Here is a 22,273-nt window from a genome sequence, read left to right on the forward strand (position 1 = left end):
GCGGCGTTTAAGGGTCGCGGATCAGTCTGATACCGAGTGTTCTGCCTTTGAACTACCGCGCCATGTGAGAGGCGCAGAGGGGACTTGAACCCCCATCCATCGGTGATCGTCCGCGCCCGGTCGATCCGGCGTTCGGCGGCGAATACTGAGACTGGAGCGAGAATCTGAGATTGAGGGGCCGCCTCTGCCATTGGGCCACCCCGGCCTGTAGTGCCGGGGGAGGGACTCGAACCCCCACCTGATACCCCGTGTTCAGCTTCAACTTCAGTTTCAGCTTGCGCTTTCGCGCACCCTCCCCGCTCAAAAGGAGGGAGATCCGGAGGCTACCCGAACAGGTAGCCGAACACCGCGTCGCCGACCCGCTGGTCGGTGACCTCGACGCCGTTGGCCTCCTCGCGGGCGAACTTGACGGCCTGCTGGAGCTTCTCGACCCGGTCGAGGAGCTCGTTCACCCGCCGGGCCGGCAGTGCGCCGGAGAACTTCACGGTCGTCCAGTACCCGACCGGGATGTCCTCGTAGTACACCTCGACCTGCGCCGGGTGCTTGTCCGTGGCCTCCGCCTTCACATGGTTGCGCGGCACCTTCCTGGTGCGGATCGTGCGCACCGGGTCGGTCTTCCACGAGTCCGTCGAGGCGTCGAGGTTCCACGACTCCGAGGCGTCGAGCACCGGAAGCTTCCGCACGAAGGTGTGCAGGTCGGTGAGTTGCTTCTCAAGAAAGAGCAGGTACGGCACCGGCACCTGCGGCAGCAGCACCGTTCCGTCGACGACGACATCGGCGGCGGCCGAACGGTTCGCCCAGTCCTTCGTCGCCGTGACGTCGAACAGCCGCGTCAGCGTCGCCGCCGTCGTGCGCAGTACGTCCTCCGCCTTCACCTGCACCCGGGTGGACTCGGGCGGCAACTGCTCGCCCTCCTCGTCCTTGGGCTGGTACGTGCGGGAGATCCCGGCGAGCAGCGCAGGCTTCTGCACCTCGTGATGGGCCTGGGTCAACTCCTGGAGAGACTTGGACTTGACGCCCTTCTCCACGGCGATTATCTGATTCAGCTTCGGCACACGAGGAAACTAACAATGTTTCGATAAGGCGCACATCAGGTTTTCCCGCTCCCGGCGGGAGAACCGTGCAGGCTTCACGCAGCCGTGCGTTCCTCCCGCCGGAGCTCCGTGACGTCGGCGACGACGCAGCTGATGTTGTCGGGGCCGCCGAAGCCGTTCGCGAGGTCGACGAGTTCGCGGACCGCCTGTTCGGGTTCCGCCGTCTCACGGAGCACCCGATGGATCTCCTCGGCCGGAACGACGGTCGACAGGCCGTCGGAGCAGAGCAGGTACCGGTCCGCGCCGCGGACGTCCTGGAGGCGCATGTCGGGGGTGGCGTCGGCCCCTCGTCCCAGGGCCCGCACCAGCAGGGACCGCTGGGGGTGGGAGGCGACTTCCTCCGGGTCGATGCGTCCTTCGTCGACCATCGACTGCGCCAGGGTGTGATCGTGGGTGATCTGGAACAGTTCGCCGTCGCGCAGGAGATGGACGCGGGAGTCGCCGATGTGGACGAGGGCCAGTTGCGATCCGGTCCAGAGCATCGCGGTGAGGGTCGTCCCGGCCGTCTCGGATGAGGTGTCGATGGCCCCGGTGGCGTCGTGCACCGCTTGCCGAGCCTGCTCCACGGCGTCCTCAAGGACGTTGAGGAGATTGCCCGCCGGGACGCTGTCGGTTTCGAGGTGCCTGAGCGCGTCGACGGCGGCCGCACTCGCGGGTGCTCCCCGGCCGCCGTAGCCGTCGGCGACGGCGAGCAGACGGGAACCGGCGTAGGCGGTGTCCTGGTTGCTCTCGCGGACCAGGCCCGTGTCGGACAGGGCGGCGTAACGGATTCCCAGGGGAGTGGTGGCAGGGGGCATGACGGGGTCCTTTCGGGACAGATGGTCGATGAGGAACGCGGCAAGGTCGCGTCGTGCTGCGGTGCCGGCCTCGACGCGGGCCCAGAACGCGCGGATCTCCCGCGCCGCGTCGGCCGCCTCCAGCGTGCCGACGTGCCGGATGTCGGCCAGCGGCATGCCCAGTCGCCGGAGCCAGGCGACGAGTCGGGCCTGTTCCAGCTGGTCCGGGGAGTAGAGGCGATAGCCGGTCACCGGGTCGACGCGAGCGGGTGTCAGCAGGCCGAGCCCGTCGTAGAGACGCAGTGCCTTCGGCGACAGCCGGGACGCCTTCGAGAACGCCCCGATGGTCAGCAGCCCCATGCGCGTCCCTCCTCTTTCCTTCCTCGTTCCTCCTCGTGCCGGGCGTTCCACCCGGCCCCACCGATGGTGTGGTCTTCCCCGAGGTGAAGGTCAACAGGGCATGCGACGGCACCTGCTCGCGAACCGAGGGGTGATGACGGTGTACGGCTCCGCCGTCAGACGTGCAGTTCGGGCGGGAAGCCGGTCCAGCGCAGCTCCGGGGGCAGATGCCGCATGTCGTTGTAGAAAAGCACAGAGGACGCCCTGCCGGGTGCGTAGCGGATGACCGTCAGCGCGGCGTTGGCGTGGTTGAGGCCCATCCAGCGCCACTCGGGCGCGTCGAGGGCGGCGCGGACCAGCCAGCCGATGAGGAAGTTGTGCGTGACGACAAGCTCGTGGCGGGGGCGATCTCCGTCGACCGGACCCGTGAACGCCGCGACTGCTTCCCGGGCGAGCGCGGGACCACGGTCGCGCTCCTCCTCCGGAACCTGAGCGAGGAAGCCGAGCATGGTGTCGGCCGCGTCCGGCGGCAGCTCCTCCCGTGTGGGCTCGTACGGGACGTAGTCACCGGCATGCTCCGACTGGTGCAGTGGGACGGCGTCAAGCTGCTCGCCGATCAGCCGGGCCGTCTGCCGTGCCCGGGGGAGCGGCCCGTGGTGGATCGCCGAGAGCGGGGTGCTCCGGAGCCGTTCACCGAGCAGAACTGCCTGGCGTCGGCCGCTCTCCGTCAGGGTCGTCTCATCCTCCGAGGCCTCACCGTGCCGCGCGAGGTAGAGGTGTCGAGTGGCTGTCTCCGTCATGTTCCGGGCCTCCGCCGTCATCTCTGATCTTGTATGCCGGAGAGGGACGCCGGGCAACCTCCGCGTGGTTCCGTCGCGGCCGTCCGGTGCCCTGTGCCCTGTGCCCTGTGTCCTGTGTCCTGTCCCGCTCAACCGTAGGCAGCCGTCCCCGGGGTGTGCATCGTGTGCATCGCGAAAGTCCACCGATCGGCCTGGCGTTCCTGGAGGGACGGGCCTGGCGGGATTCCACTGGGCCGGCGCACCGGCCTGTGCCGGCTCATGCGATGACGCGAAACTTGCAGCACTGCCCCTGCGGCAACCTCCCGATTGCCCTGGTGGGGTGTCAGCGCGCTGCTAGGTCTGCAAGCAGCTCGGCGGCGGGCTTGGGGTGGACGAGCCAGCGCAGGTGACTTCCTTCAAGTGTCCGGACGTCGAAAGGGTTGTCGGGTGTGAGTGCGTCGGCTTCGCGAATCATGCGGTCCTGCACGGCGAGCGGAAGGCTGGCATCGGTGGCCAGGCGCACATACATTTTGGGAATCCGGCCCCAGGTCGTGGCTTGTGCCCGGTCGGCGGACGTACCGGCGTCGAGGTTCTCATCGGGCTGGAAGGTGTTCAGGAAGACCCGGAACTCGTCATCGGTCAGGTCGGCGGCGATTGCTCGCTTGAGCGCGGCGAGCACCGCCGGGTCGGCGATGCGGAAGTTGGTCCGGAGCAGACCGAGTTCGGCTGGATTCCCGACGAGTGCGGCAGCGAAGGCTCCCGTGTCGACGCCCGCCATCTCCGGCTGGGCGTAGTAGCCGCTCACGTCCAGATCGACGGGGCACCAGGCGGAGACGTAGGCGATCCGGTCGATCAGGTCGGGCCGGGCGTTGGCGACGGCGGTGGCCGTGATGCCGCCCCGGCTGTGGGCGACGAGGATGGTGGGCCCGTTGCGCTTGGCCCGTTCGAGGACTTCGATCACGCGCGCGGCGTTGTCGGCGAGCGTGACGCCCTTGATGCTCCCCGGTTCTGCGGCGAGGGCGTCGAGGTCCTGGGGAGCCTGATAGGCCGCGGGGAAGGTCGCCTCGAATCCGTGCCCCGGAAGGTCGACCGCGACCGAGCGGTGCCCGAGTAGGGCCAGTTCGGCCTGCAGCGGTGCGAACGAGAACGAATTCGCGAAGGCCCCATGGACAAAAATGAAGGTCGGCAGATTCTGCATGTCTCAGCCTCCAACGGAACGATCTTCGGAGCAAGACTCAAGGGTGCACGGGGGCTTCGAGACGCCTGGCCGTGGCCTCAAGGGTGGCGCTGATCTCGCCGCCGCGAGGGCACCGCCAACAGCCTGTCCGCGCTGAAGTCGATCCGCGCCGCCCGGACCCCCAGTCCAGCGGCCACTGGGCCCGAGGTGCCGCCGAGCTGTCAGAGCCGCCGCTCCGGAGGGACTGGCCCGTCAAGCAGTTGTCGAAGGCAAGTTGGCGATCTCGGAGTCGTCAGCCGCAAGTCTCCGGTCGACGCGTGGATCAGGAGCGGCACCGCAAGTCGGCATCTACTAGTCAGCTTTCCTAACCTGTCGTCTTAGCTGGAATCGTAGTAGGTGTCTTAGCTTGTTTCATCCCTATGGTTCACGTTGAACCGGCAAGTCAGATCCTCCAGTTCGGAGTCTCAGGAGGTGAAAGCCAGTCAGCTCCCGTGCCACCATGGCCGCATGACAGCGACTGAATCCCCGCCGATCACACCAGCGCCGGCTGGAGCAAGGACCCTCTCCCAGGAGGAGACCATCCGGTTTCTCCTGGAGCGCTCCCACCGCCGCAACCGCACCGTCCCGATCCGCCGGGAGTTCGTGCAGATGGCCACCCCCGGGGGGCCTGCCCCCGGTGCGCTCCAGAGCCTGGTCCGCCGTTCTCAGGCGCGGGCTCTCGATCTCTATCTCCTGGTGAGCGCCGTCACAAGCGCGGGCGATTTCTCCGTCACCGAGTGGTCCACGACCTGGGCCCGCTCCGTGGGGCTCTTCGACGAGAAGTCCGGGACGGTCGGCGTCTCCAGGGCCTGGAAGGTCCTCCGCGACCTGAAGCTGATCAACAGGTCCAGGGGTAAGGAGGGGAAGTCCGTCATCACCAAGCTCCACGAGGACGGCTCAGGCACCCTCTACACGCCCCCGGGCGGCCGGGGGGAGAAGTACTTCCAGCTGCCGTTCGAGTACTGGGATGAGGGCCTGCACGAATCCCTCAGCCTGCCCGCGAAGGCCATGTTGCTGATCGCGTCGAGCCTGCGGAAAGAGAAGTTCGACCTCCCGCAGGAACGGCTCCCTGGTTGGTACGGCATCTCTGCCGATACCGCAGGCAGGGGGCTCAAGGAGCTCCAGGACAGGGCCGTGCTCGCCCACGTGGACGACGAGTGGTTCCCCACGTTGAGCACAAGGAGCGGCTATGCGTCGAAGCCCATCTACGAGCTGCTGCCCCCCTTCCATCTGCGCGGTATGGGCACCGCTCTGCCGGAATCGACGGCTGACAGCCCTGCCGGGAACCCGTCGGCGCCGTGACGTCTCCGACGCTCCACATGTCGCACCGCTCCACCCCTGGTTGGCGCCGGAAGGAGCGGTGCGACACCACCGCCAGTAGCAAACTGACAGATTGGAGAACCCCGATGAATCACCCTGCCGAGCAGAGTGGTGAGCGGCATTCCCTCTCCCATGATGCAACGCACCCGGCGCCCGGGCAGCACCCGCAGCAGCTGGCCGACTTCGCGGCACCCGCCGACTCGGCGCCGGTTCCCGGTGGGGTCACCCTGGTTGTCGACGGCGATCGGTTCCGCGTCACCGTCACAACAGCCGCTGGGGAAGGCGGCACGATCGCGGTCGGCGGCGGAGCGGAAAGGGAAGATGTCCACACCCGCTGGACCGCGAAGAAGGTCTGGGGCGCTTTCGTCACCCTCACCGGGGTCCTCGGCGCCATCGCCGGCGTGATCGCACTGTTCCTTTAGCCGTCAGCACGGGCGGGCGCCCGAGGAGCGTCCGCCTGCCCGCTCGGCGACACTCGCCGTGTTGTGCGAGCCCCCGAGCTGCGGTTACTGAGTGCTTCATTTGGCGAGTCCCGTTCACGCGCAGCTGCTCACCTATCCGATCAAGGTAGTGACACCTGTCGCTGTGAGGCGCAGTGGGCCGGGCGAGTGGCGTGACACACTTTTGCAAGCAGGCGCTTGCAAAAGTTAGCGAAGGTGGCGCACCATCGGGGTATGGCATCACTCAACGTCGGCAATCTCGGTGAGTACCTGCGCGAGCAGCGGCGCAACGCGCAGCTGTCACTGCGGCAGCTCGCCGATGCCGCCGGGGTGTCCAATCCCTATCTCAGCCAGATCGAGCGCGGGCTGCGCAAGCCGAGCGCCGAGGTCCTTCAGCAGGTCGCGAAGGCGTTGCGGATCTCCGCCGAGACCCTTTACGTGCGGGCCGGGATTCTGGACGAGCGGGAGCGCGAGGAGTCGGAGACGCGGGCGGTGATTCTGGCCGACCCGTCGATAAACGAGCGGCAGAAGAACGTGCTGCTGCAGATCTACGACTCCTTCCGCAAGGAGAACGGGTTCGAGCCCGGACCGGAATCCGGCGCCGGCGCCGGATCGGAGACCGGCGGCGAGCCCGGACCGGGGGCCGCGGACAACCGTCCCGGTGCGGACGACCGCCCCGGTGCCGACGGCCCACGTGCGGCCGGCGACGGCGGTGCGGCCGGCCCGGATTCGACGTCAAAGCCATCAAAACCCTCACACTGAGCCCGATGATCCGGGAGGACCACAGTCATGGCCATCACCGATGACCTGCGCAAGACCCTCACCGACCCGACCCCCCTCTACTTCGCCGCCGGTACGGCCGATCTCGCCGTCGAGCAGGCCCGCAAGGTGCCGGCGCTGATCGAGCAGCTGCGCGTCGAGGCGCCGGAGCGCATCGAGGCGGTGCGCAACACCGACCCCAAGGCCGTGCAGGAGAAGGTGGCCACGCAGGCCAAGGAGGCTCAGGCCACCGTGCAGGCCAAGGTCACCGAGGTGATCGGCTCGTTCGACAGCGACCTGCGCAAGCTGGGCGAGAACGCCCAGGACCTGGCGCTGCGCAGCCTGGGTGTGGCCGCGGAGTACGCGGTGCGGGCCCGGGAGACGTACGAGAAGGTCGCCGAGCGCGGCGAGCGGACCGTGAAGAACTGGCGTGGCGAGACGGCGGACGAGATCGTCGAGATCGCCGTGGTCGTCGAGCCGCGCAAGGAGTCGAGGCCGACGGGCAAGGAGTCCGGTCCGACGGGCACCGCGCGGACCGCACCGGCCGCCAAGCCGGGACAGGCCGGGACAACGGGACAGGCCGGGGCAACGGGACGGACCGGGGCAACGGGACGGACCGGGGCAACGGGACGGACCGGGGCGGCGGGTCAGCCCAAGACCGCGGGCCAGCCCAAGGCCGCTCCCGCGGTGAAGCCCGCCGGGCCGTCGGAGAGCAGGACGTCGGCCGCGCCCGTCAGGAAGGCCCCGGCGCGCAAGCCCGCCGCGAAGAAGACCCCTCCGCCGACCGCCGAGTAGCACCCTTCGGCGCCGCGGTCCGTCACCGGCGGTACCGCGGCGCCGAAGCGTGTACCGGACGCCGGGCGGGCGTCTTCGTGGTGACCGCCCCGTGCCCCGGTACCTTGGCCATGAGGCGCTCATCCATTCCTTAGGCGGTGCACACCATGTTGCTCACAGGATTCAGCACACTCATCTGGCTGCTGTACATGGTCATGCTCGTCCTGGCCGTGGTCGCGCTCGTGATGGCGGCCTTGGCCCGCGACGACGCCTACCGGGCCGCGGACAAGCAGCAGAAGTCCTTCTGGCTCATCATCCTCGGGATCGCCGTGGCGGTGAACCTCTTCGTGCCGGTGCTGTTCCTCCAGCTCGCCGGTGTGGTGGCGTCCATCGTGTTCCTGGTGGACGTACGACCCGCGCTCAGGGCGGTCTCGGGCGGCGGCGGCCGACGCGGTGGGTCCAGCAGTGACGGGCCGTACGGGCCCTACAACGGCGGGCGCTGACCGTACGCGGCGTTCGCCGCGCAGGTGGGCGGGGTCGATCCGGGGCGGGGGCGCGGGGCGCTCCCGCCCCGTTCGCTGTCCGGGCTCCGGCCGCGTTCGCCGTCCGGGCTCCGGCCGCGGGCCCGTTCCTGGTCGCGGTCGAGCAGCAGGACCGCGACGTCGTCGGTCAGTTCGCCGCCGTTGAGCTCCCGCACATGGGTGACCGCGGCCTCCAGGAGGTCCTCTCCGGTGAGCCCCTCCGCAAGCTGCCGGTTGATCATCGCGACCATGCCGTCCTGGCCGAGCCGCCGGGTGCCGTCCCCGACGCGCCCCTCGATCAGCCCGTCCGTGTACATCATCAGACTCCAGGAACCGCCGAGGTCCACCTGACGGCGCGGCCACCGGGCACGCGGCAGCAGCCCCAGGGCCGGGCCGCCGTCCTCGTACGGGAGGAGGCGTGCGGCCCGTCCGTGCCTGGCGAGCAGCGGGGCCGGATGCCCGGCCAGGCAGAGCCCGGCGCGGCGTCCGTCGGGGGCGATGTCCACGGTGCAGAGCGTCGCGAAGATCTCCTCGCTCTCCCGCTCGTGCTCCAGGACCTGCTGGAGTGTGCAGAGCAAGGCGTCACCGCAGAGCCCCGCCAACGTCAACGCCCGCCAGGCGATGCGTAGTTCGACGCCGAGCGCCGCCTCGTCGGGGCCGTGCCCGCAGACGTCGCCGATCATCGCGTGGACGGTCCCGTCGGGGGTGCGGACCGTGTCGTAGAAGTCCCCGCCGAGCAGCGCGCGACTGCGGCCCGGACGGTAGCGGGCGGCGAAGCCGAGCTCGGAGCCTTCGAGCAGCGGGGTGGGGAGCAGGCCGCGTTCCAGGCGGGCGTTCTCCTGGGCGCGCAGCCGGGATTCGGTGAGCTGGTCCTGGGCGAGGTCGGCCCGCTTGCGGGCGACGGCGTAACGGATGGCGCGGCCGAGCAACCGCCCGTCGAGTTCGCCGCGGAAGAGGTAGTCCTGGGCACCGACCCGTACCGCCTCGGCGGCCAGTTCTGTGTCGTCCTCCGCCGTGAGGACGAGGACCGCGTGACGCGGCGCGATCCGCAGGACGTGCCGGAGGACGGCGAGGGCGTCGGCCTCCCCGGTCGTGTCGGCTCCGTCGGCCTCCCGGGTGCCACGGGCCCGGACGGGACGGGCCTCGCCTCCGCTCGACAGGGCCAGGTCCAGCAGGACGCAGTCCACGTCGTCCGTGAGGAGCCGGCTCGCCTCGGTGAGATTGCGGGCGGTCCGGATGCGTACCCGGGTGCCGGTCGCGGCCCGGAGCTCGGGGACGGTGAAGGTGTCCGTGGGGTCGTCCTCGATCACCAGAAGGGTGAGGACGGTGCCGGGGGAGTTCTCCGCAGTGTGGAGGGGGCGTGACTGCGGTGCGGGTACGGGCATCGGTGTTCGGTTCCTTCCCTCCCCCCGAGGGCGCGGCGGGACGACGAACGACGCCCTGCCAGACGGGGACGATAGCGGGCCGCGGCCGGGGAACGGAATGGCTCACCGATTCGGCGGCCGTCATGTGCCGGGGCCATAAGCCGCGTCCCGTCACGGATCCGGCGTGATAGGCGGGACGGGAGCGGGAGACGCGTGCCCGGGCATGACAAAGGTCACGTGGCCGCCCGCGACGGTGCGAGCCGCGTTCGCCCGGATGGGGGCAGGGTCCGGGAGGTGGCAGACGGCAGGCCGGAGGTGGCAGACGGCAGGCGGCAGGAGAGACGGCAGGCGCAGACGGGACGACGTGGATCGGGAGCCCGGGAGCCCGGGAGCCCGGGCGGCGGGACGGGCGGCGGGGGTCCGTGGTCCCGCCGCCGCCGTCGTGGGTGAGGCCGTTACTTGTCCGGGCGGACCACGCCGAGTATCTGCATCGAGCCCGCGCCCGCCAGCGTGACGTTCCGGCCGGGGCGCGGGGAGTGGATGATGGCGCCGTCGCCGACGTACATGCCCACGTGACTGGCGTCGCTGTGGTAGATGATCAGGTCGCCGGGACGCATGTCCTTGATGGCGATGCGCGGCAGCAGCCGCCACTGCTCCTGCGAGGTGCGCGGGATCGGCCGGCCGGCCGCGGCCCAGGCCTGTGACGTCAGCCCGGAGCAGTCGTACGAACGGGGGCCCTCGGCCCCCCAGACGTAGGGCTTGCCGATCTGCGCGGTGGCGAAGGCCACCGCCTTCTTCCCGCTCGCGGTCGCCTCGCGGTTGATGTCCTTGAGCGCGCCGGAGCCAAGCCAGGCCGTCTGCCGCTGGTACGCGGCCTCCTGCTCCAGCTTGAGCAACCGGGCGAGCTCCTCCTTCTTCAGCTGGGACTCCAGCTTCTTCGCCGCGTCGATCTGGGCGTTTATCTTCTTCTTGGTCTCGGCCTGTTTCAGCCGGTTGGCTTCGAGCTTCTCCCAGTTGGTGCTCGCGTCCTGGGTGTACGTCTCCAGGTCCTGCTGGGTCCTGGTCAGTTCGCCGAGGACACCCTTGGCGGCCTGCTGCCCCTCCCGGACCCGGTTCACCCCGTCCAGGAAGAGCTGGGGATCGTCGCTGAGCATCAACTGCGCGCCGGGCGGCAGTCCGCCGCTGCGGTACTGCTCGCGGGCCTGGGCGCCCGCCCGGATCTTCAGATCGGCGATCTTCGCCCGGCCCTCGACGATCGCCCGGGCCAGCCTGACGATCTCGTTGGACTGCTTCTTGGCCCTCTCCGCGGCGAGGTTGTACGCGTCGGTGGCGGCCCCCGCCTTGCGGTACAGGTCGTCGATCTCCTCGCGCACCTCTTCGAGGCTCTTCGCCGGCGCCTCGGGCGACTTCGGGTTCGACGACTGCGGTGACTTCGACGGGTTCGACCCGGGCCCGGAGCCGGAAGCGGGCTGCGAAGCGGAGGGGTGCGGAGGCGCAGGGGCGGCGAAAGCCTGAGCCGGGGCGGCGAGCACGGTCAGAGCGCAGACCAGAGTGATCGCGGCTGCGGCACAGTGACGTCGGTTCACGGGAGCCCCCTCCGAATAAATCTGATTTACCGTCAGTAACTATTCATCGATGGCGCGATCGTGCCATGCCGTACCGCAAAGCAACAGAGGCTCACGCCCGTTGTTCCGACGGTCACACGGAACGACCGACGCCCCGGGGAGCGCCCCCGAGTGCCCCGGAATCCCCCCGCCGTGCCCCCGGGAGCCCACCCGTAACGCTGGTCGTAACCCCCATCATCTGGACGAACGACGCCCCGTCCCCGTTCCCGCGGGCCTCCGCGCAGCGAGGTGAGCCGACACTGTTCAACGGTTGTCGGTCTGCTGTTCGGGCCGGAGGGCATCCCACTTCACCGTGACTTCGCCCTGACGCCACCGTCGTGGCCCGTCCGTCAACGGCCAGTCGGCCGACAGGGCCCGCACCGCAGTGATCCAGCGCTGCCGGGCGCCGAGTGAGGCGTAGGGAGCGGCCGCGGCCCACGCCCGGTCGAAGTCGCGCAGGAAGGCGTGGACCGGTTCACCCGGCACATTGCGGTGGATCAGTGCCTTGGGCAGGCGCTCCGCCAGATCGGAGGGGCGGTCCAGGGAGCCGAGCCGGGTCGCGAACGTCACCGTGCGCGGGCCCTCCGGTCCGAGCGCCACCCATACGTGCCGACGTCCGATCTCGTCGCAGGTCCCCTCCACCAGCAGTCCCCCCGGTGCGAGCCGGGCGCACAGCCGCTGCCAGACCGCGGCCACCTCGGCCTCGTCGTACTGGCGGAGCACGTTCGCCGCCCTGATGAGGTCGGGGCACCGGGGGAGCGGGATCTCGAAGCCGCCGTGCACGAAGGCGAGGCCCTCGCGCTCGTACGGCAACGCCGCCGCGACCCGCTCCGGATCGATCTCGACGCCGACCACCGTGGTGCGCGGCTCGACCGTGCGCAGCCGCTGGAGGAGTTCCACCGCGGTCCAGGGGGCGGCCCCGTACCCGAGGTCGACGGCGACGGGGGCGTCGGCACGACGCAGGGCCGGGCCGTGGACGGCGGCGATCCAGCGGTCCATGCGGCGGAGCCGGTTCGGGTTGGTGGTCCCGCGGGTCGCGGTGCCGATGGGGCGCATGACAGCGAGCGTAACGACCGTGCGGAGCCCCGTGACGGGCGGCAGGCGACGGGCCACTCGGGCCACTCGGGGTGGTCGGGGATGGCCGGGGTGGTCGCGGGAGGCGACGTGGGGCCGCGACCGGGCTTCCGCGTCCCGGCGGGCGGAACGGAGATCGTAATGATTTGGTAAAGCGGAAATGAAAGAGCGGCATCCGCTGTTTCAGCCGACCGGAAGGGGCTCGGGTCCCTCCGGCGTCATGCCCTGAGTGAGGAGGACCGGACGACGTGAGTCAGTACGTCTCCCGGCTCGGCAGCAATCGCGCCACGCCGCGCCTCAGGTTCCCCGGCGGTCACCGCAAACCCCGCCGCATCGCGATGCTCTCCGTGCACACCTCGCCCCTGCACCAGCCGGGCACCGGTGACGCCGGCGGCATGAACGTCTACATCGTGGAGCTGGCCAGACGCCTCGCCGCGATCAACATCGAGGTCGAGATCTTCACCCGGTCCACCACCGGCGGACTGCCCCCGGTGGTCGAGATGGCTCCCGGGGTACTGGTCCGGCACGTCGACGCGGGCCCGTACGAGGGGCTCGCCAAGGAGGAGTTGCCCGCCCAGCTCTGCGCCTTCACGCACGGCGTCATGCAGGCGTGGGCAGGCCACCGCCCCGGCTACTACGACCTTGTCCACTCCCACTACTGGCTCTCCGGCCACGTCGGCTGGCTCGCCGCCCAGCGCTGGGGTGTCCCGCTCGTCCACGCCATGCACACCATGGCGAAGGTCAAGAACGCCGCGCTCGCGGAGGGCGACACCCCCGAACCCGCCGCCCGTGTCATCGGCGAGACCCAGATCGTCGACGCGGCCGACCGGCTGATCGCCAACACGGCGGAGGAGGCGGACGAACTGGTCCGCTTCTACGAGGCCGACCCGGCGGCCGTCGCCGTCGTCCATCCCGGCGTCAACCTGGACCGTTTCCGCCCGGCCGACGGGCGCGCCGCCGCCCGGGCCCGACTCGGACTTCCGCAGGACGCGCTGATTCCGCTCTTCGCGGGACGAATACAGCCGCTGAAGGCCCCGGACGTGCTGCTGCGGGCCGTCGCGGTGCTGCTGGACCAGGACCCCTCGCTGCGCACCCGTATGGTCGTACCGGTCGTCGGCGGTCCGAGCGGCAGCGGTCTCGCCAAGCCGGAGGGCCTGCAGAAGCTGGCGGCGCGGCTGGGCATCACCGACGTCGTACGGTTCCACCCACCGGTCGGCCAGGACCAGCTCGCCGACTGGTTCCGGGCGGCTTCGGTGCTGGTCATGCCCTCGCACAGCGAGTCCTTCGGCCTGGTCGCGATCGAGGCCCAGGCGGCGGGCACCCCGGTCGTCGCGGCGGCCGTGGGCGGGCTCCCGGTCGCGGTGCGGGACGAGGTGAGCGGCTTCCTGATCCCCGGGCACGACCCGGGGGCGTACGCGCGGGCACTTGCCCGGTTCGCGGACGCGCCGGAACTGGTCGACCGGATGGGTGCGGCGGCCGCCGCGCACGCCCAGCACTTCGGCTGGGGCACCGCCGCGTCCGCGACCGCCGACGTCTACACGGCGGCGATGCACGAACACCGCCGTCGCGTACGCTCGCACCATGGCTGACGTACCCGACGAAGCGGCACCGGCCGAGACGGCACAGGCCGGAACGGCACAGGCCGGAACAACACCGGGCGAGGCGGCGACGGCCGGAACAGCACCGGCCGGAACGGCGACGGCCGCGTCGTCGGCGCAGGCCGCTCAGGTCGCCCGGACCATCGAGGCGACCCTGAAGGGCGCCGAGCTCGCATGGGAGAGCCCCGGACCGGGCGACTACGTCGTCACGCTGCCGGGCACGCGCAAGCTGTCCACCACCTGCTCGCTGCGCGTCGGCAAGCACTCGCTCTCCCTCAACGCCTTCGTCATCCGCCACCCGGACGAGAACGAAGCGGCGGTCCACCGCTGGCTGCTGGAGCGCAACCTGCGCCTCTTCGGGGTGGGCTACGCGATCGACGGGCTCGGCGACATCTACCTCGTCGGCAAGCTACCGCTCTCCGTGGTCACACCGCAGGAGCTGGACCGGCTGCTCGGCACGGTGCTGGAGGCCGCCGACGGTGCCTTCAACACCTTGCTGGAACTGGGCTTCGCGAGCGCGATCCGCAAGGAGTACGCGTGGCGGGTGTCGCGCGGCGAGTCCACGCGGAACCTGGAGGCGTTCGCCCATCTGACCCGGCGCCCGCAGGACTGAACCCCGTCTCGTTCCCGCGCCTCGTCCTTGTTCTCGTTCCCGAGTCTCGTTCTCGTTCCCGCGCCTCGCCCTCGTCCTCGTCCCGCACCTCGTCCGGGCCCGCCGAGGCGCCGACGGTGCGGTGGAGGCGTCACCCGCTCGCCCGCAGCCCCGACTCCACGTCGTCCAGGGCCGAGACGAGCTGTGGGCCGACCTCCCGCCACGCCCAGTCCCGTTGTTCCCGGGAGACGCGGCGAGGAACGGTCTCCACGAGCATGACCAGGTAGAGATAGCAGCGGTAGAGCGCCAGCCGCAGGCGCACGGACGCGTCGAACACCGGCGCGCGCCCGGCGCCCTGCGCGTATCCGGCGAGGAGGTCGTCGTCCTCCTCCGCGTTCTCGAACAGGGCGAGCGAGACGAAGTCCGCGACCGGGTCGCCCCAGAACATCCGCTCGCCGTCGATGATCCCGCCGATGGTGCGGGCGCCGGGCTCCCCGTCGACGAGCACATTGCCCTGCCAGAGGTCGAAGTGGACCGGGGCGGGCCGGGTGATGTCGTCGAGGACGGGCGCGGCGGCGGCGAACAGGGCGCGGATGCCGGGCGTCGGGCGCGGCAGCCGGGCGCGGTAGGTGTCCGCGTCGGCGAGGACGGCGTCGGTCATCGCGGTGAACGCCTGCCGCCAGGTCGGGGCCAACGGCCCCAGTGCCAGGCCCGGGTGGCCGAACCCGCCGGTTCCCGTGACGCCGTGGACACGGGCGACGATCCGGCCCAGTTCGATCCGGAGGCGGCGCGTCTCGGCGGCCGACAACGCGGACTCGGCGGCGAGTTCGTTCCAGGGCCGCCCGGGGCAGGCCGACATGATCACGTACGGGCCGGTCGGCGCGTCGGGGACGAGTTCGGAGTGGAGTACCCGAGGCACCGGCGCCGCCCCGGCCGCACAGGCATGGAACGCGGCCTCGTTGACCAGCAGATCGCGCTCGTGGCTCATCAGGGTTCCGGCGATCGCGGGCGGCGGAACCTTCACCACCCACGCGTCGCCGTCGGCAAGCACGATCCGGGTGACGGTGTTGAACGTGCCTCCGGTGAGCCGCTCGTACACGACGATCCGGTCCTCCGCCACACCGACCGACCGGAGCACGGCCGAGGTGATGTCCTCTTCTCGCATGGGTGGGCTTGTCCCTCCGTGTCGTGACTTCGATGGATTGAGATCCCGGAACGGCTTTCACAGGATGATCACAGCACCGTCACGATCACCCCGCGCACTCTCTCTGTTGATCATCGAACCAACTTTCGCTCCTAGAGTTGGCCAAATCCCTAACCCCAGCTCAGAGATACGGATACGGACCATGCGCTCCATCGCCATACGCCGCACCGCCCTTGCCGCCACCGCGGCGTGTGTGGCCCTGCTCGCCACCGCCTGTGGCGGCGGTTCGGATTCCGCTGACAAGGGGGCGGATGCCAAGGGCAAGGAGTCCGCGGCCGCTAAGCCGGCCGCCAAGGCGCTGACCGCCGCCGAGCTGGAGAAGGTCGCGCTGACCCAGGGCGACGTCAAGGACCACAAGATCGCCAAGGCCACGGCCAAGGACGTCATCGCGAAGAAGGACATCAAGGCCGATAAGGAGGCCTGTGCCCCGTTCGCGAACGCGCTGATGGGCGCCGAGGTCGGCGAGCCGGCGGCGTTCACCAAGCGGACGGTCGTCAGCGAGCCCAAGAAGGACAGCCTCAAGGACAGCGCGGACTCGGACGAGGCGTTCAAGGCCGCGTTCGACATCACGACGACGCAGCTCGTGCTCGGCACGTACGACGGCAAGGGCGCGGAGGACTCGCTCACCGCCCTGCGGACCGCGGCCACCGAGTGCACGGGCGGATTCGCCTTCACCGCGGCGGGCGCGAAGCAGAAGGTCGCCAAGATCACCGAGGAGCAGGTCAAGGCCGGTGAGGACGCGGCCGCCTGGGCCGTGCAGCTCGAACAGGACGGGGAGAAGATCGAGTTCAAGCTCGTGGCGATGCGTCAGGGCTCCTCGCTCGCCTCGTTCTCCGCGATGAACCTGGCCGCGGCGGGTGGCGCCGGGACGTTCGAGCTGCCGACCGCGGTGGTCGAGGCCCAGGCCGCGAAACTGGCGTAGGCAACCGTGTCCGGACCGGTCCGGGCGGGGTGAGGGAAGGACGGGCGGGGATCCCGGGACCCCGGCACCGCGACGGCGTACCGGCGCCGGGACGGGGCCCCGGCATCGCGACGGGGTCCCGGCACCGCGACGGCGTACCGGCACCGGGACCGGGTACCGGCACTGCCCCCAGCCCCGTCCCCGGGGCAGCCCCCTTCCCGGCAACGGCTTTGGCCTCGTCCCCGTCCTCGTCCCCGTCCCCGTCCCCGGAGCCGTGCCCGTTCTCGGCCCCGTCACGGCAGCGGGACGAGCCTCACCACCGTCACGATCAGGACCGATCCGGACACGTAATAGAGCACGATCGCCCCGGCGACCGTCGCCTCGCGGCGGTCGCGCTCGCTCTTGACGGCAGTGGACCCGTGCCCGTACGGGTCGAGGCCCAGGGTGCGGGCCATCTCGCCCCGGAAGACCTCCCCGTCGCGCATCTTGGCCAGGGTGTCGTCGGCGGGCGGGGCGTAGGAGATGCGGAAACTCAAGCGACGGTCCGCCTCTCGGCCTCGTCCTGGGCCAGTCGGTCGAGGATCTTCTCGGCCTCCGGGTCGGGGACGGCCTCCAGCATCCAGTGCCGCATGACGGCCTGGATCTCACCCACCCCGGCGTCGTTGATGGCGCGGTCGAACTCCTCGCGTCTCTCCTCGGGCAGCGCGGCGCGGATGGCCGGAATGCTGTTGGGCACGTCGACTTCGGCGCCGCCGACGAAGGTCTTCAGGGTTTCGCCCATGGTTGCTCTCCCCGCTCTCCTTGCTCTCCGCGCACGGCCGCACGGTCTGCACGGCTCCGTACGGTCGACCTCCGCCCACGCGCGCACCGGGACGTGTGCACCGGCACGGCCGGTACGTGGGCCGGTGCTCGGCTCACGGTAGCGCCAGGCGGCGCGGTGGACGCGGAACGCGCACGATACGTTCGCCGCATGGCAGGAACATCATGGGACATAGTGCTGATCGGTGGGGCGTCGGGGATCGGCAAGAGCCGTCTCGCCGCGCAACTGGCGGCAGCACGAAACGCGTTCGTGGTCGAGTTCGACGACGTGGTCGGCGCGGTCGAGGCGATGACGACGGCCGAGCACCACCCCGCCGTCCACCACTTCGACGACATCCCGGACACCACCCGGCTCGCCACCGGTCAGGTGCTGGACCTTCAGATCGCCACCGCACGCGCCCTGGAGCCCGCGGTGCTGGGCGTGGTCCGCAACCGTCTGACCGTCGACGTGCCCGCCGTGGTCGAGGGCGACTATCTCACCCCGGCCGTCGCGGCGACGGCCGTCCACGAGGGAGCCGGTTCCGGCCGCCGGGTGCGGGCTGTGTTCCTGCACGAGGGCGACCCGGACCGGATCACCGCCAACTACGCCTCCCGGGAACCCGGAAGCGGCGAACAGCGACACCGGGCACAGGTCAGCGCCGCCTACTCGCGATGGCTCGCCGACGAGGCGGCCCGACACGGGCTGCCGGTCGTCGAATGCCGCCCCTGGGACACCCTCGTGGCGCGCGTGACGCGGGAGTTGGAGTAGGGCGGAGGCGCCCAGGACCGGCCGAGCGCGCCACCGCGCCACGACACCGTCACCGCCCACACCGGCACACCTCGCCCGCACCGGCCCGCACCGGCACACCTCGCCCGCACCGGCCCGCACCGGCGGGCCCGCGAAACCGTGGGCCCGCCCTATCGCCCCACCTGTTGTCGGTCGGACCCCGAGTCACGACCACCGGAACCCGCTACGAGCGGCCATGTCAGACCCCCGCCGTACGCTCGGCCCATGAGTGTTTCCGTCTACTACAGTGCCGGCCGTGCGGAGCCGTTGACCGGCTCAGAGATCTCCGCGGTCGAACGCGTCGTCACCACCCGCGCGGCGTCGTTCCCCTACGACGACGAGGAGAACCTGTACCTGTACGACGCGGACGGCGACGACCGCGGCGACGAGGTCCTCGCCGGGTCCACCAAACTGCCGACAGATCCCGACCGATGGATACCGGTGATCGCCCATGTGCTCGGCTCGGTGACCGAGCTGCGTCGCATCGTGGCCGACGCGGAGTGGCACGTGCACGTGGACGACGTCGACGTCCCCTGGGACGAGAGCGAGGGGTACGTCCTGCCGGGCCTGCCCGGCGCGTAGGCCGTCGCCCTGTTCGTTCCGGCGGGGGCGGGCCGTGCGAGACGACGAGCCCCCGCCCGCGGCACACCGCGAACGGGGGCTGTCGAAACCCGTGGCTACTTCTTCTTGCCCTGGGTCTGGCGGGCCCGTTTTTTTGACCAGGTCAGCGAGACACAAACTCAGTCTGACCTGCGATCGGGCTGTCATGGTTGGTCGTTGTTGGCCGTTGCTTGTCACCCTCGGAGGGCCCAGAGAGGGCCCGGCGGTGTCACCCAGGACCCTCACTCACGAAGAGGAGCAGCCTCCCACCCGGCTTGCGCGCACAGCCTTCTCTTCTCCCACCGGGAAACGTAAGAGGCCCCCGGAGGAAGGCGAATCCGGGGGCCTCTGACTTGCTGTGCACTCGGCAGGATTCGAACCTGCAACCTTCTGATCCGTAGGCGGGTGCTCCCCTGTCAGTCATCAGCGCCCAGGCCTCTGTTCCACAGATGCAGTGCGGTCACACGGCGACGCGAGTCCCCCAGTGTCCGCCACTGTGCACGGCCGTTGATGTCACCGGCTGATGTCAGGCAGCCCGAGTTAGCCGTTCTGCCCCTGTTTGTCACTGGCATGGTCTAGCGTCCGTCGCAACACTTGCCTCGCTTGCTCCACCCAGGTCATTCCAGCGCCCTCCTCCAGGTCACCGGCTGTGGGGTAGAGAGCGGAGCGCGGCAGATATGCCACCGCAGGAACCGATTAACAAATAGGAGTCAGAGATGAGTTGGGTCACGTGGGCATTTGGTGGGGTAGGCGTAGCGGTCCCCATCGCACTGATCGGCTGGTTCTATTTCGACCGAAAGAAGAATCAGGATCGACAAGTCCAAAAATCTGGAAATGATTCGATCAACTATCAAGCGGGAGGGAATATGAGAGTGGACGGAAACAGCGAGATCCGACGACAGCAACCATGAATCAGCGCCAAACAAGCGGGGATAACTCCACCAACTATCAAATCGCCGGTGACCTACACTCAGGGCTTTCTTATCGCGATGTCAAAGAGATCGCGAATGACGTCTTTCACCAGAATTTCACGCACCTCGCTACCGAGGCGGCAAGCATTGCAGAGGAGCGGGCCAGGCGCATTTGCGACAAGTTCCTCGATAGACTCACCGAAGAGTCACCCGAGTCGCTAGGGAATGCACGAAACCCTGATTTTCAGCGCGCTCTTTTCAGGGTCCAGGAGGAGTTTGCCACTACCGGCGACGAAAGCCTCGGCGATCTCCTCGTAGACATGCTTGTCGATCGATCCAAGCAAAATGGGGGTTCATTTAGGCAAGTAGTACTGAATGAAGCGCTCAAAACTGCACCCCGGCTGACCAGTACACACGTAGCGGTACTGGGGGCGGTATTCATGGCTCGCTATGTGAACGTGAGCACCAACAGCATTCCGCAACTCTACGCAACCCTTCGCGAATTTTGGCTCCCCCTAATCAAGGGCCTATCCCACCCATCAGACGCAAATATGGGGCACATCGCGTACGCCGGATGCGGGTCGATCAGCCTGGGTGAGGTGACATTTACGCAGCTTTTTCTCCAAAGATATCCTGGACTCCTTACGTTGGGATTCGAGGAGGAGCAGTACCCGTGGGTATCCGAGTTCAAGGATAAAGGGATCGTAATGCCATGCTTGCGCAACCCCGCGAAGCTCCAAGTGGCAGCAGTGAGCCTAACCGACCTCGAAAATAAACTGTCCACCATAGACTCCAAAGGTCATGCCGATGAGCTTCAGCAGCTCCTCGAAGGAAATCCCATGTCCGGTGAATTAATTCACGCCGAAATCGAAGCCCTCGACCCGGAATTCAAGAGGTTTGCCCAGACCTGGGGGAACTCCGCCATGAAGAGTTTCGACCTGACTAGCGTCGGCATCGCAATCGCTCACGCTCATTGCCGGAGGCTCCTTGGATCAGTCATGCCGTCCATTGACATCTGGCTGAGCTGATCGCTTTTCGGTCACCTTTGGGGCCTCTGTACGCCCATGTCGCAGCCAGGTTTGACGTCTGGCGATGTCTCAAAGCCATGATCAGCGGGGGCCGTGAGACGTTGCGCAAGCCATCCAGATACGCGCGGTCCCCCGTTCACTGCTCCGCCCTCCCGAACAGTGCGCACGTGGTGGAAACCCTGCCGGAGGTAGTACCGCTGTAGCGCCTCATTCGTCGTCCACGCGTCAAGGCGAAGCCACTGCGCGCCACTGCGGTACGCCCGGTCGCCTGCCCAGTCGAGTAGGCGCCCACCAAGGCCCTGCCCGGCATGGGCAGTGGCGCAGAAAGCGCACGGGTCCTCCCGGCTTCCGCATCGGCAAGCACGTGCGCTACGACCCCGCCGAAGTAGGGGCCTACGTCACTCAGCTCAAGAACGTCGACCGCGTCGCGGCCTGACGCGGCCCCACGCACCGCCAGGGGTGGCCGTTGAACGGCCACCCCCGATCCATTCTGAGAAAGGAATCCGCCTCCGATGGCAGGGAGCATCCAAGACCGTTGGTTCAAGACCACCACCGATGCCGGGGGTAAGGCACTTCGCGTCAAGACCGACCGCTACGGCAAAGGCATGCGCTACCGGGCCCGCTACTTCACGCCCGACGGGCAGCGAAAGGCCAAGTCCTTCCCTGACGGACAGAAGCGTCTCGCTGAGCAGTGGCTGAGCAGCATCACGGCGGATGTCGCCCGTGGCGACTTCGTCGACCCCAACGCGTCCCGTGTGACGTTCCAGGAGTTCGCTGAGAAGTGGCTCGCGAGCCAGAGCGGCGACCCGAACACCCGGGCGTCAATGGCGTCTCAGCTGAGGTTGCACGCCTTCCCTCGCATCGGCCCGCGTCAGCTTGGGTCGTTCCAGCCTGGTCACATCCGCGAGTTTGTGGCACAGCTCGAAGCGTCCGGCATGTCCGGCTCGTATGCCCGCGTCATCTTCTCCAACGTTCGAGCTGTGCTTTCCGCCGCCGTGGAGGACGGATGCCTTCGCCGGAACCCCCGCAACTCGCGCACGGTGGCCCTGCCTGCCATGGGCGCGCGACGGGTTGTCCCCTGGGAACCTGAACGTGTCTTCGGCTTACGTGCCGCCATGGTCGAGCGCTTTCGGCCCATGGTCGACGTAGGCGCCGGATGCGGCCTGCGGCAAGGAGAGATTCTCGGCCTCTCCGTCGATGATATCGACTTCGACACAGGCACCCTGCACGTGTTGCAGCAACTGAAGCTGAGCCTAAGCAAGGCCGTGTTTGCACCTCCGAAGGGAGGCAAGCTTCGTGACGTGCCCCTGCCCGACCCTGTGGCGGAGTCCCTGCGTGAGCACATCGAGCGGTTCCCGCCTGCGGAGATCAAGCTCCCGTGGATGCGGGCGAACGGCCAGCCGGTGACTCGGCGACTCATCTTCACAGGCCCCAACGGTGGGCACATCTGGCGTACGTCGCTGAATGAAGACCACTGGAAGCCCGCACCCGCGAAGGCCGGCGTCATCCCGAAGGCCAAGAGTCGCGAGCACGCCGCCGCCCGCGAGCACGGCATGCACGCCCTACGGCACTTCTATGCGTCCGTCCTTCTGGACGCCGGGGAGAGCATCAAGGCCCTTGCCGAATACCTCGGGCACTCTGATCCGGGCCTGACGCTGAAGGTGTACGCGCACCTCATGCCGAGCAGCCGGGACCGTGCTCGGAAGGCTCTCGGACGCGCGCTCCGGCCCCAGGATTCGGAGGACTGAGGGCCCAGAGCGGTCCCAGGCCATGAAAATGCCTCCCATCCGCGCC

General features: G+C 69.0%; 22 protein-coding genes and 2 pseudogenes. 13 read left to right on the top strand and 11 right to left on the bottom strand.

What is annotated here, in order from left to right; translation table 11 throughout:
• Nucleotides 1–323: 323 nt before the first annotated feature.
• The 4 genes from ACF1CT_RS26685 to ACF1CT_RS26700 all read right to left on the bottom strand — a co-directional run bounded on the left by ACF1CT_RS26685 (nucleotide 324) and on the right by ACF1CT_RS26700 (nucleotide 4,186).
• Nucleotides 324–1,055: a hypothetical protein gene (locus ACF1CT_RS26685; RefSeq protein ID WP_391786497.1), complete on the bottom strand. Its 732-nt coding sequence runs from the start codon at nucleotides 1,053–1,055 to the stop codon at nucleotides 324–326.
• Nucleotides 1,056–1,129: 74 nt separating this feature from the next.
• Entirely contained in the window at nucleotides 1,130–2,230 is a 1,101-nt protein-coding gene (locus ACF1CT_RS26690) for a MerR family transcriptional regulator (RefSeq protein WP_391786498.1), read from the bottom strand.
• A 155-nt stretch (nucleotides 2,231–2,385) separates the two neighbouring features.
• Nucleotides 2,386–3,009: a histidine phosphatase family protein gene (locus ACF1CT_RS26695; RefSeq protein WP_391786499.1), complete on the bottom strand. Its 624-nt coding sequence runs from the start codon at nucleotides 3,007–3,009 to the stop codon at nucleotides 2,386–2,388.
• Nucleotides 3,010–3,331: 322 nt separating this feature from the next.
• The gene (locus tag ACF1CT_RS26700) at nucleotides 3,332–4,186 is read right to left on the bottom strand and encodes an alpha/beta fold hydrolase (RefSeq protein ID WP_391786500.1); all 855 of its coding nucleotides are present in this window, start codon (nucleotides 4,184–4,186) and stop codon (nucleotides 3,332–3,334) included.
• Between the two features lie 486 nt (nucleotides 4,187–4,672).
• On the opposite strand from ACF1CT_RS26700, the gene ACF1CT_RS26705 reads away from it, so the two are divergent.
• The 5 genes from ACF1CT_RS26705 (at nucleotide 4,673) to ACF1CT_RS26725 (ending at nucleotide 8,000) form a co-directional block, all read left to right on the top strand.
• Complete coding sequence (locus ACF1CT_RS26705; protein WP_391786501.1) at nucleotides 4,673–5,506, top strand: hypothetical protein; 834 nt, start codon at nucleotides 4,673–4,675, stop codon at nucleotides 5,504–5,506.
• 104 nt (nucleotides 5,507–5,610) lie between these two features.
• Complete coding sequence (locus ACF1CT_RS26710; RefSeq protein WP_391786502.1) at nucleotides 5,611–5,946, top strand: hypothetical protein; 336 nt, start codon at nucleotides 5,611–5,613, stop codon at nucleotides 5,944–5,946.
• A 252-nt stretch (nucleotides 5,947–6,198) separates the two neighbouring features.
• Nucleotides 6,199–6,726, top strand: coding sequence for a helix-turn-helix domain-containing protein (locus tag ACF1CT_RS26715; RefSeq protein ID WP_391786503.1), 528 nt, complete (start codon nucleotides 6,199–6,201; stop codon nucleotides 6,724–6,726).
• Between the two features lie 27 nt (nucleotides 6,727–6,753).
• On the top strand, nucleotides 6,754–7,518 hold the full coding sequence (locus tag ACF1CT_RS26720; protein WP_391786504.1) for a hypothetical protein: 765 nt from the start codon (nucleotides 6,754–6,756) through the stop codon (nucleotides 7,516–7,518).
• A 146-nt stretch (nucleotides 7,519–7,664) separates the two neighbouring features.
• Nucleotides 7,665–8,000, top strand: coding sequence for a DUF2516 family protein (locus tag ACF1CT_RS26725; RefSeq protein ID WP_391786505.1), 336 nt, complete (start codon nucleotides 7,665–7,667; stop codon nucleotides 7,998–8,000).
• On the opposite strand, the gene ACF1CT_RS26730 is transcribed toward ACF1CT_RS26725, so the two are convergent.
• The 3 genes from ACF1CT_RS26730 to ACF1CT_RS26740 form a co-directional block, all read right to left on the bottom strand.
• A complete protein-coding gene (locus tag ACF1CT_RS26730) occupies nucleotides 7,982–9,403 on the bottom strand; it encodes a PP2C family protein-serine/threonine phosphatase (RefSeq protein ID WP_391786506.1) in 1,422 nt (473 codons plus the stop codon). The genes ACF1CT_RS26725 and ACF1CT_RS26730 overlap by 19 nt on opposite strands.
• Before the next feature lie 434 nt (nucleotides 9,404–9,837).
• Nucleotides 9,838–10,968, bottom strand: a complete 1,131-nt coding sequence (locus tag ACF1CT_RS26735; RefSeq protein WP_391786507.1) for an NlpC/P60 family protein — start codon at nucleotides 10,966–10,968, stop codon at nucleotides 9,838–9,840.
• Between the two features lie 282 nt (nucleotides 10,969–11,250).
• Nucleotides 11,251–12,042, bottom strand: a complete 792-nt coding sequence (locus ACF1CT_RS26740) for a class I SAM-dependent methyltransferase (RefSeq protein ID WP_391786508.1) — start codon at nucleotides 12,040–12,042, stop codon at nucleotides 11,251–11,253.
• 266 nt (nucleotides 12,043–12,308) lie between these two features.
• On the opposite strand from ACF1CT_RS26740, the gene mshA reads away from it, so the two are divergent.
• Nucleotides 12,309–13,649 (top strand): D-inositol-3-phosphate glycosyltransferase, encoded by a 1,341-nt coding sequence (mshA, locus tag ACF1CT_RS26745; RefSeq protein ID WP_391786509.1) that lies wholly within the window; start codon nucleotides 12,309–12,311, stop codon nucleotides 13,647–13,649.
• Entirely contained in the window at nucleotides 13,642–14,271 is a 630-nt protein-coding gene (locus tag ACF1CT_RS26750) for a YbjN domain-containing protein (RefSeq protein WP_391786510.1), read from the top strand. Before mshA ends, ACF1CT_RS26750 begins: the two co-directional genes overlap by 8 nt.
• 130 nt (nucleotides 14,272–14,401) lie before the next feature.
• Here the strand turns inward: ACF1CT_RS26750 and ACF1CT_RS26755 are convergent, their stop codons facing one another.
• Nucleotides 14,402–15,415 carry a phosphotransferase family protein gene (locus ACF1CT_RS26755; protein WP_391786511.1) on the bottom strand — a complete coding sequence of 338 codons (1,014 nt, stop codon included), beginning with the start codon at nucleotides 15,413–15,415 and terminating at the stop codon, nucleotides 14,402–14,404.
• 181 nt (nucleotides 15,416–15,596) lie between these two features.
• Between ACF1CT_RS26755 and ACF1CT_RS26760 the strand changes: the two genes are divergently transcribed.
• Nucleotides 15,597–16,376 carry a hypothetical protein gene (locus ACF1CT_RS26760; RefSeq protein ID WP_391786512.1) on the top strand — a complete coding sequence of 260 codons (780 nt, stop codon included), beginning with the start codon at nucleotides 15,597–15,599 and terminating at the stop codon, nucleotides 16,374–16,376.
• A 272-nt stretch (nucleotides 16,377–16,648) separates the two neighbouring features.
• On the opposite strand, the gene ACF1CT_RS26765 is transcribed toward ACF1CT_RS26760, so the two are convergent.
• Both ACF1CT_RS26765 and ACF1CT_RS26770 read right to left on the bottom strand, forming a co-directional pair.
• Entirely contained in the window at nucleotides 16,649–16,891 is a 243-nt protein-coding gene (locus ACF1CT_RS26765; RefSeq protein ID WP_391786513.1) for a hypothetical protein, read from the bottom strand.
• Nucleotides 16,888–17,136 (bottom strand): hypothetical protein, encoded by a 249-nt coding sequence (locus ACF1CT_RS26770; protein WP_376246191.1) that lies wholly within the window; start codon nucleotides 17,134–17,136, stop codon nucleotides 16,888–16,890. Before ACF1CT_RS26770 ends, ACF1CT_RS26765 begins: the two co-directional genes overlap by 4 nt.
• A gap of 189 nt (nucleotides 17,137–17,325) precedes the next feature.
• Here ACF1CT_RS26770 and ACF1CT_RS26775 point away from each other — a divergent pair, with 189 nt between their 5' ends.
• The 3 genes from ACF1CT_RS26775 (at nucleotide 17,326) to ACF1CT_RS26785 (ending at nucleotide 20,479) form a co-directional block, all read left to right on the top strand.
• A complete protein-coding gene (locus ACF1CT_RS26775; RefSeq protein WP_391786514.1) occupies nucleotides 17,326–17,922 on the top strand; it encodes a hypothetical protein in 597 nt (198 codons plus the stop codon).
• A 243-nt stretch (nucleotides 17,923–18,165) separates the two neighbouring features.
• Nucleotides 18,166–18,522: a hypothetical protein gene (locus ACF1CT_RS26780; protein WP_391786515.1), complete on the top strand. Its 357-nt coding sequence runs from the start codon at nucleotides 18,166–18,168 to the stop codon at nucleotides 18,520–18,522.
• A 925-nt stretch (nucleotides 18,523–19,447) separates the two neighbouring features.
• Complete coding sequence (locus ACF1CT_RS26785; RefSeq protein ID WP_391786516.1) at nucleotides 19,448–20,479, top strand: LPO_1073/Vpar_1526 family protein; 1,032 nt, start codon at nucleotides 19,448–19,450, stop codon at nucleotides 20,477–20,479.
• Nucleotides 20,480–20,490: 11 nt separating this feature from the next.
• Here the strand turns inward: ACF1CT_RS26785 and ACF1CT_RS26790 are convergent.
• Nucleotides 20,491–20,799 (bottom strand): annotated as a pseudogene (locus tag ACF1CT_RS26790) (GNAT family N-acetyltransferase); the annotation flags it as partial.
• On the opposite strand from ACF1CT_RS26790, the pseudogene ACF1CT_RS26795 reads away from it, so the two are divergent.
• Nucleotides 20,793–20,915 (top strand): annotated as a pseudogene (locus tag ACF1CT_RS26795) (DNA-binding protein); the annotation flags it as partial. The pseudogenes ACF1CT_RS26790 and ACF1CT_RS26795 sit on opposite strands and share 7 nt — an antisense overlap.
• Before the next feature lie 76 nt (nucleotides 20,916–20,991).
• A complete protein-coding gene (locus tag ACF1CT_RS26800) occupies nucleotides 20,992–22,227 on the top strand; it encodes a tyrosine-type recombinase/integrase (protein WP_391786517.1) in 1,236 nt (411 codons plus the stop codon).
• Nucleotides 22,228–22,273 lie beyond the last annotated feature (46 nt).

The sequence above is a fragment of the Streptomyces sp. NPDC014734 genome (genome assembly GCF_043083325.1).
GTDB lineage: Bacteria > Actinomycetota > Actinomycetes > Streptomycetales > Streptomycetaceae > Streptomyces.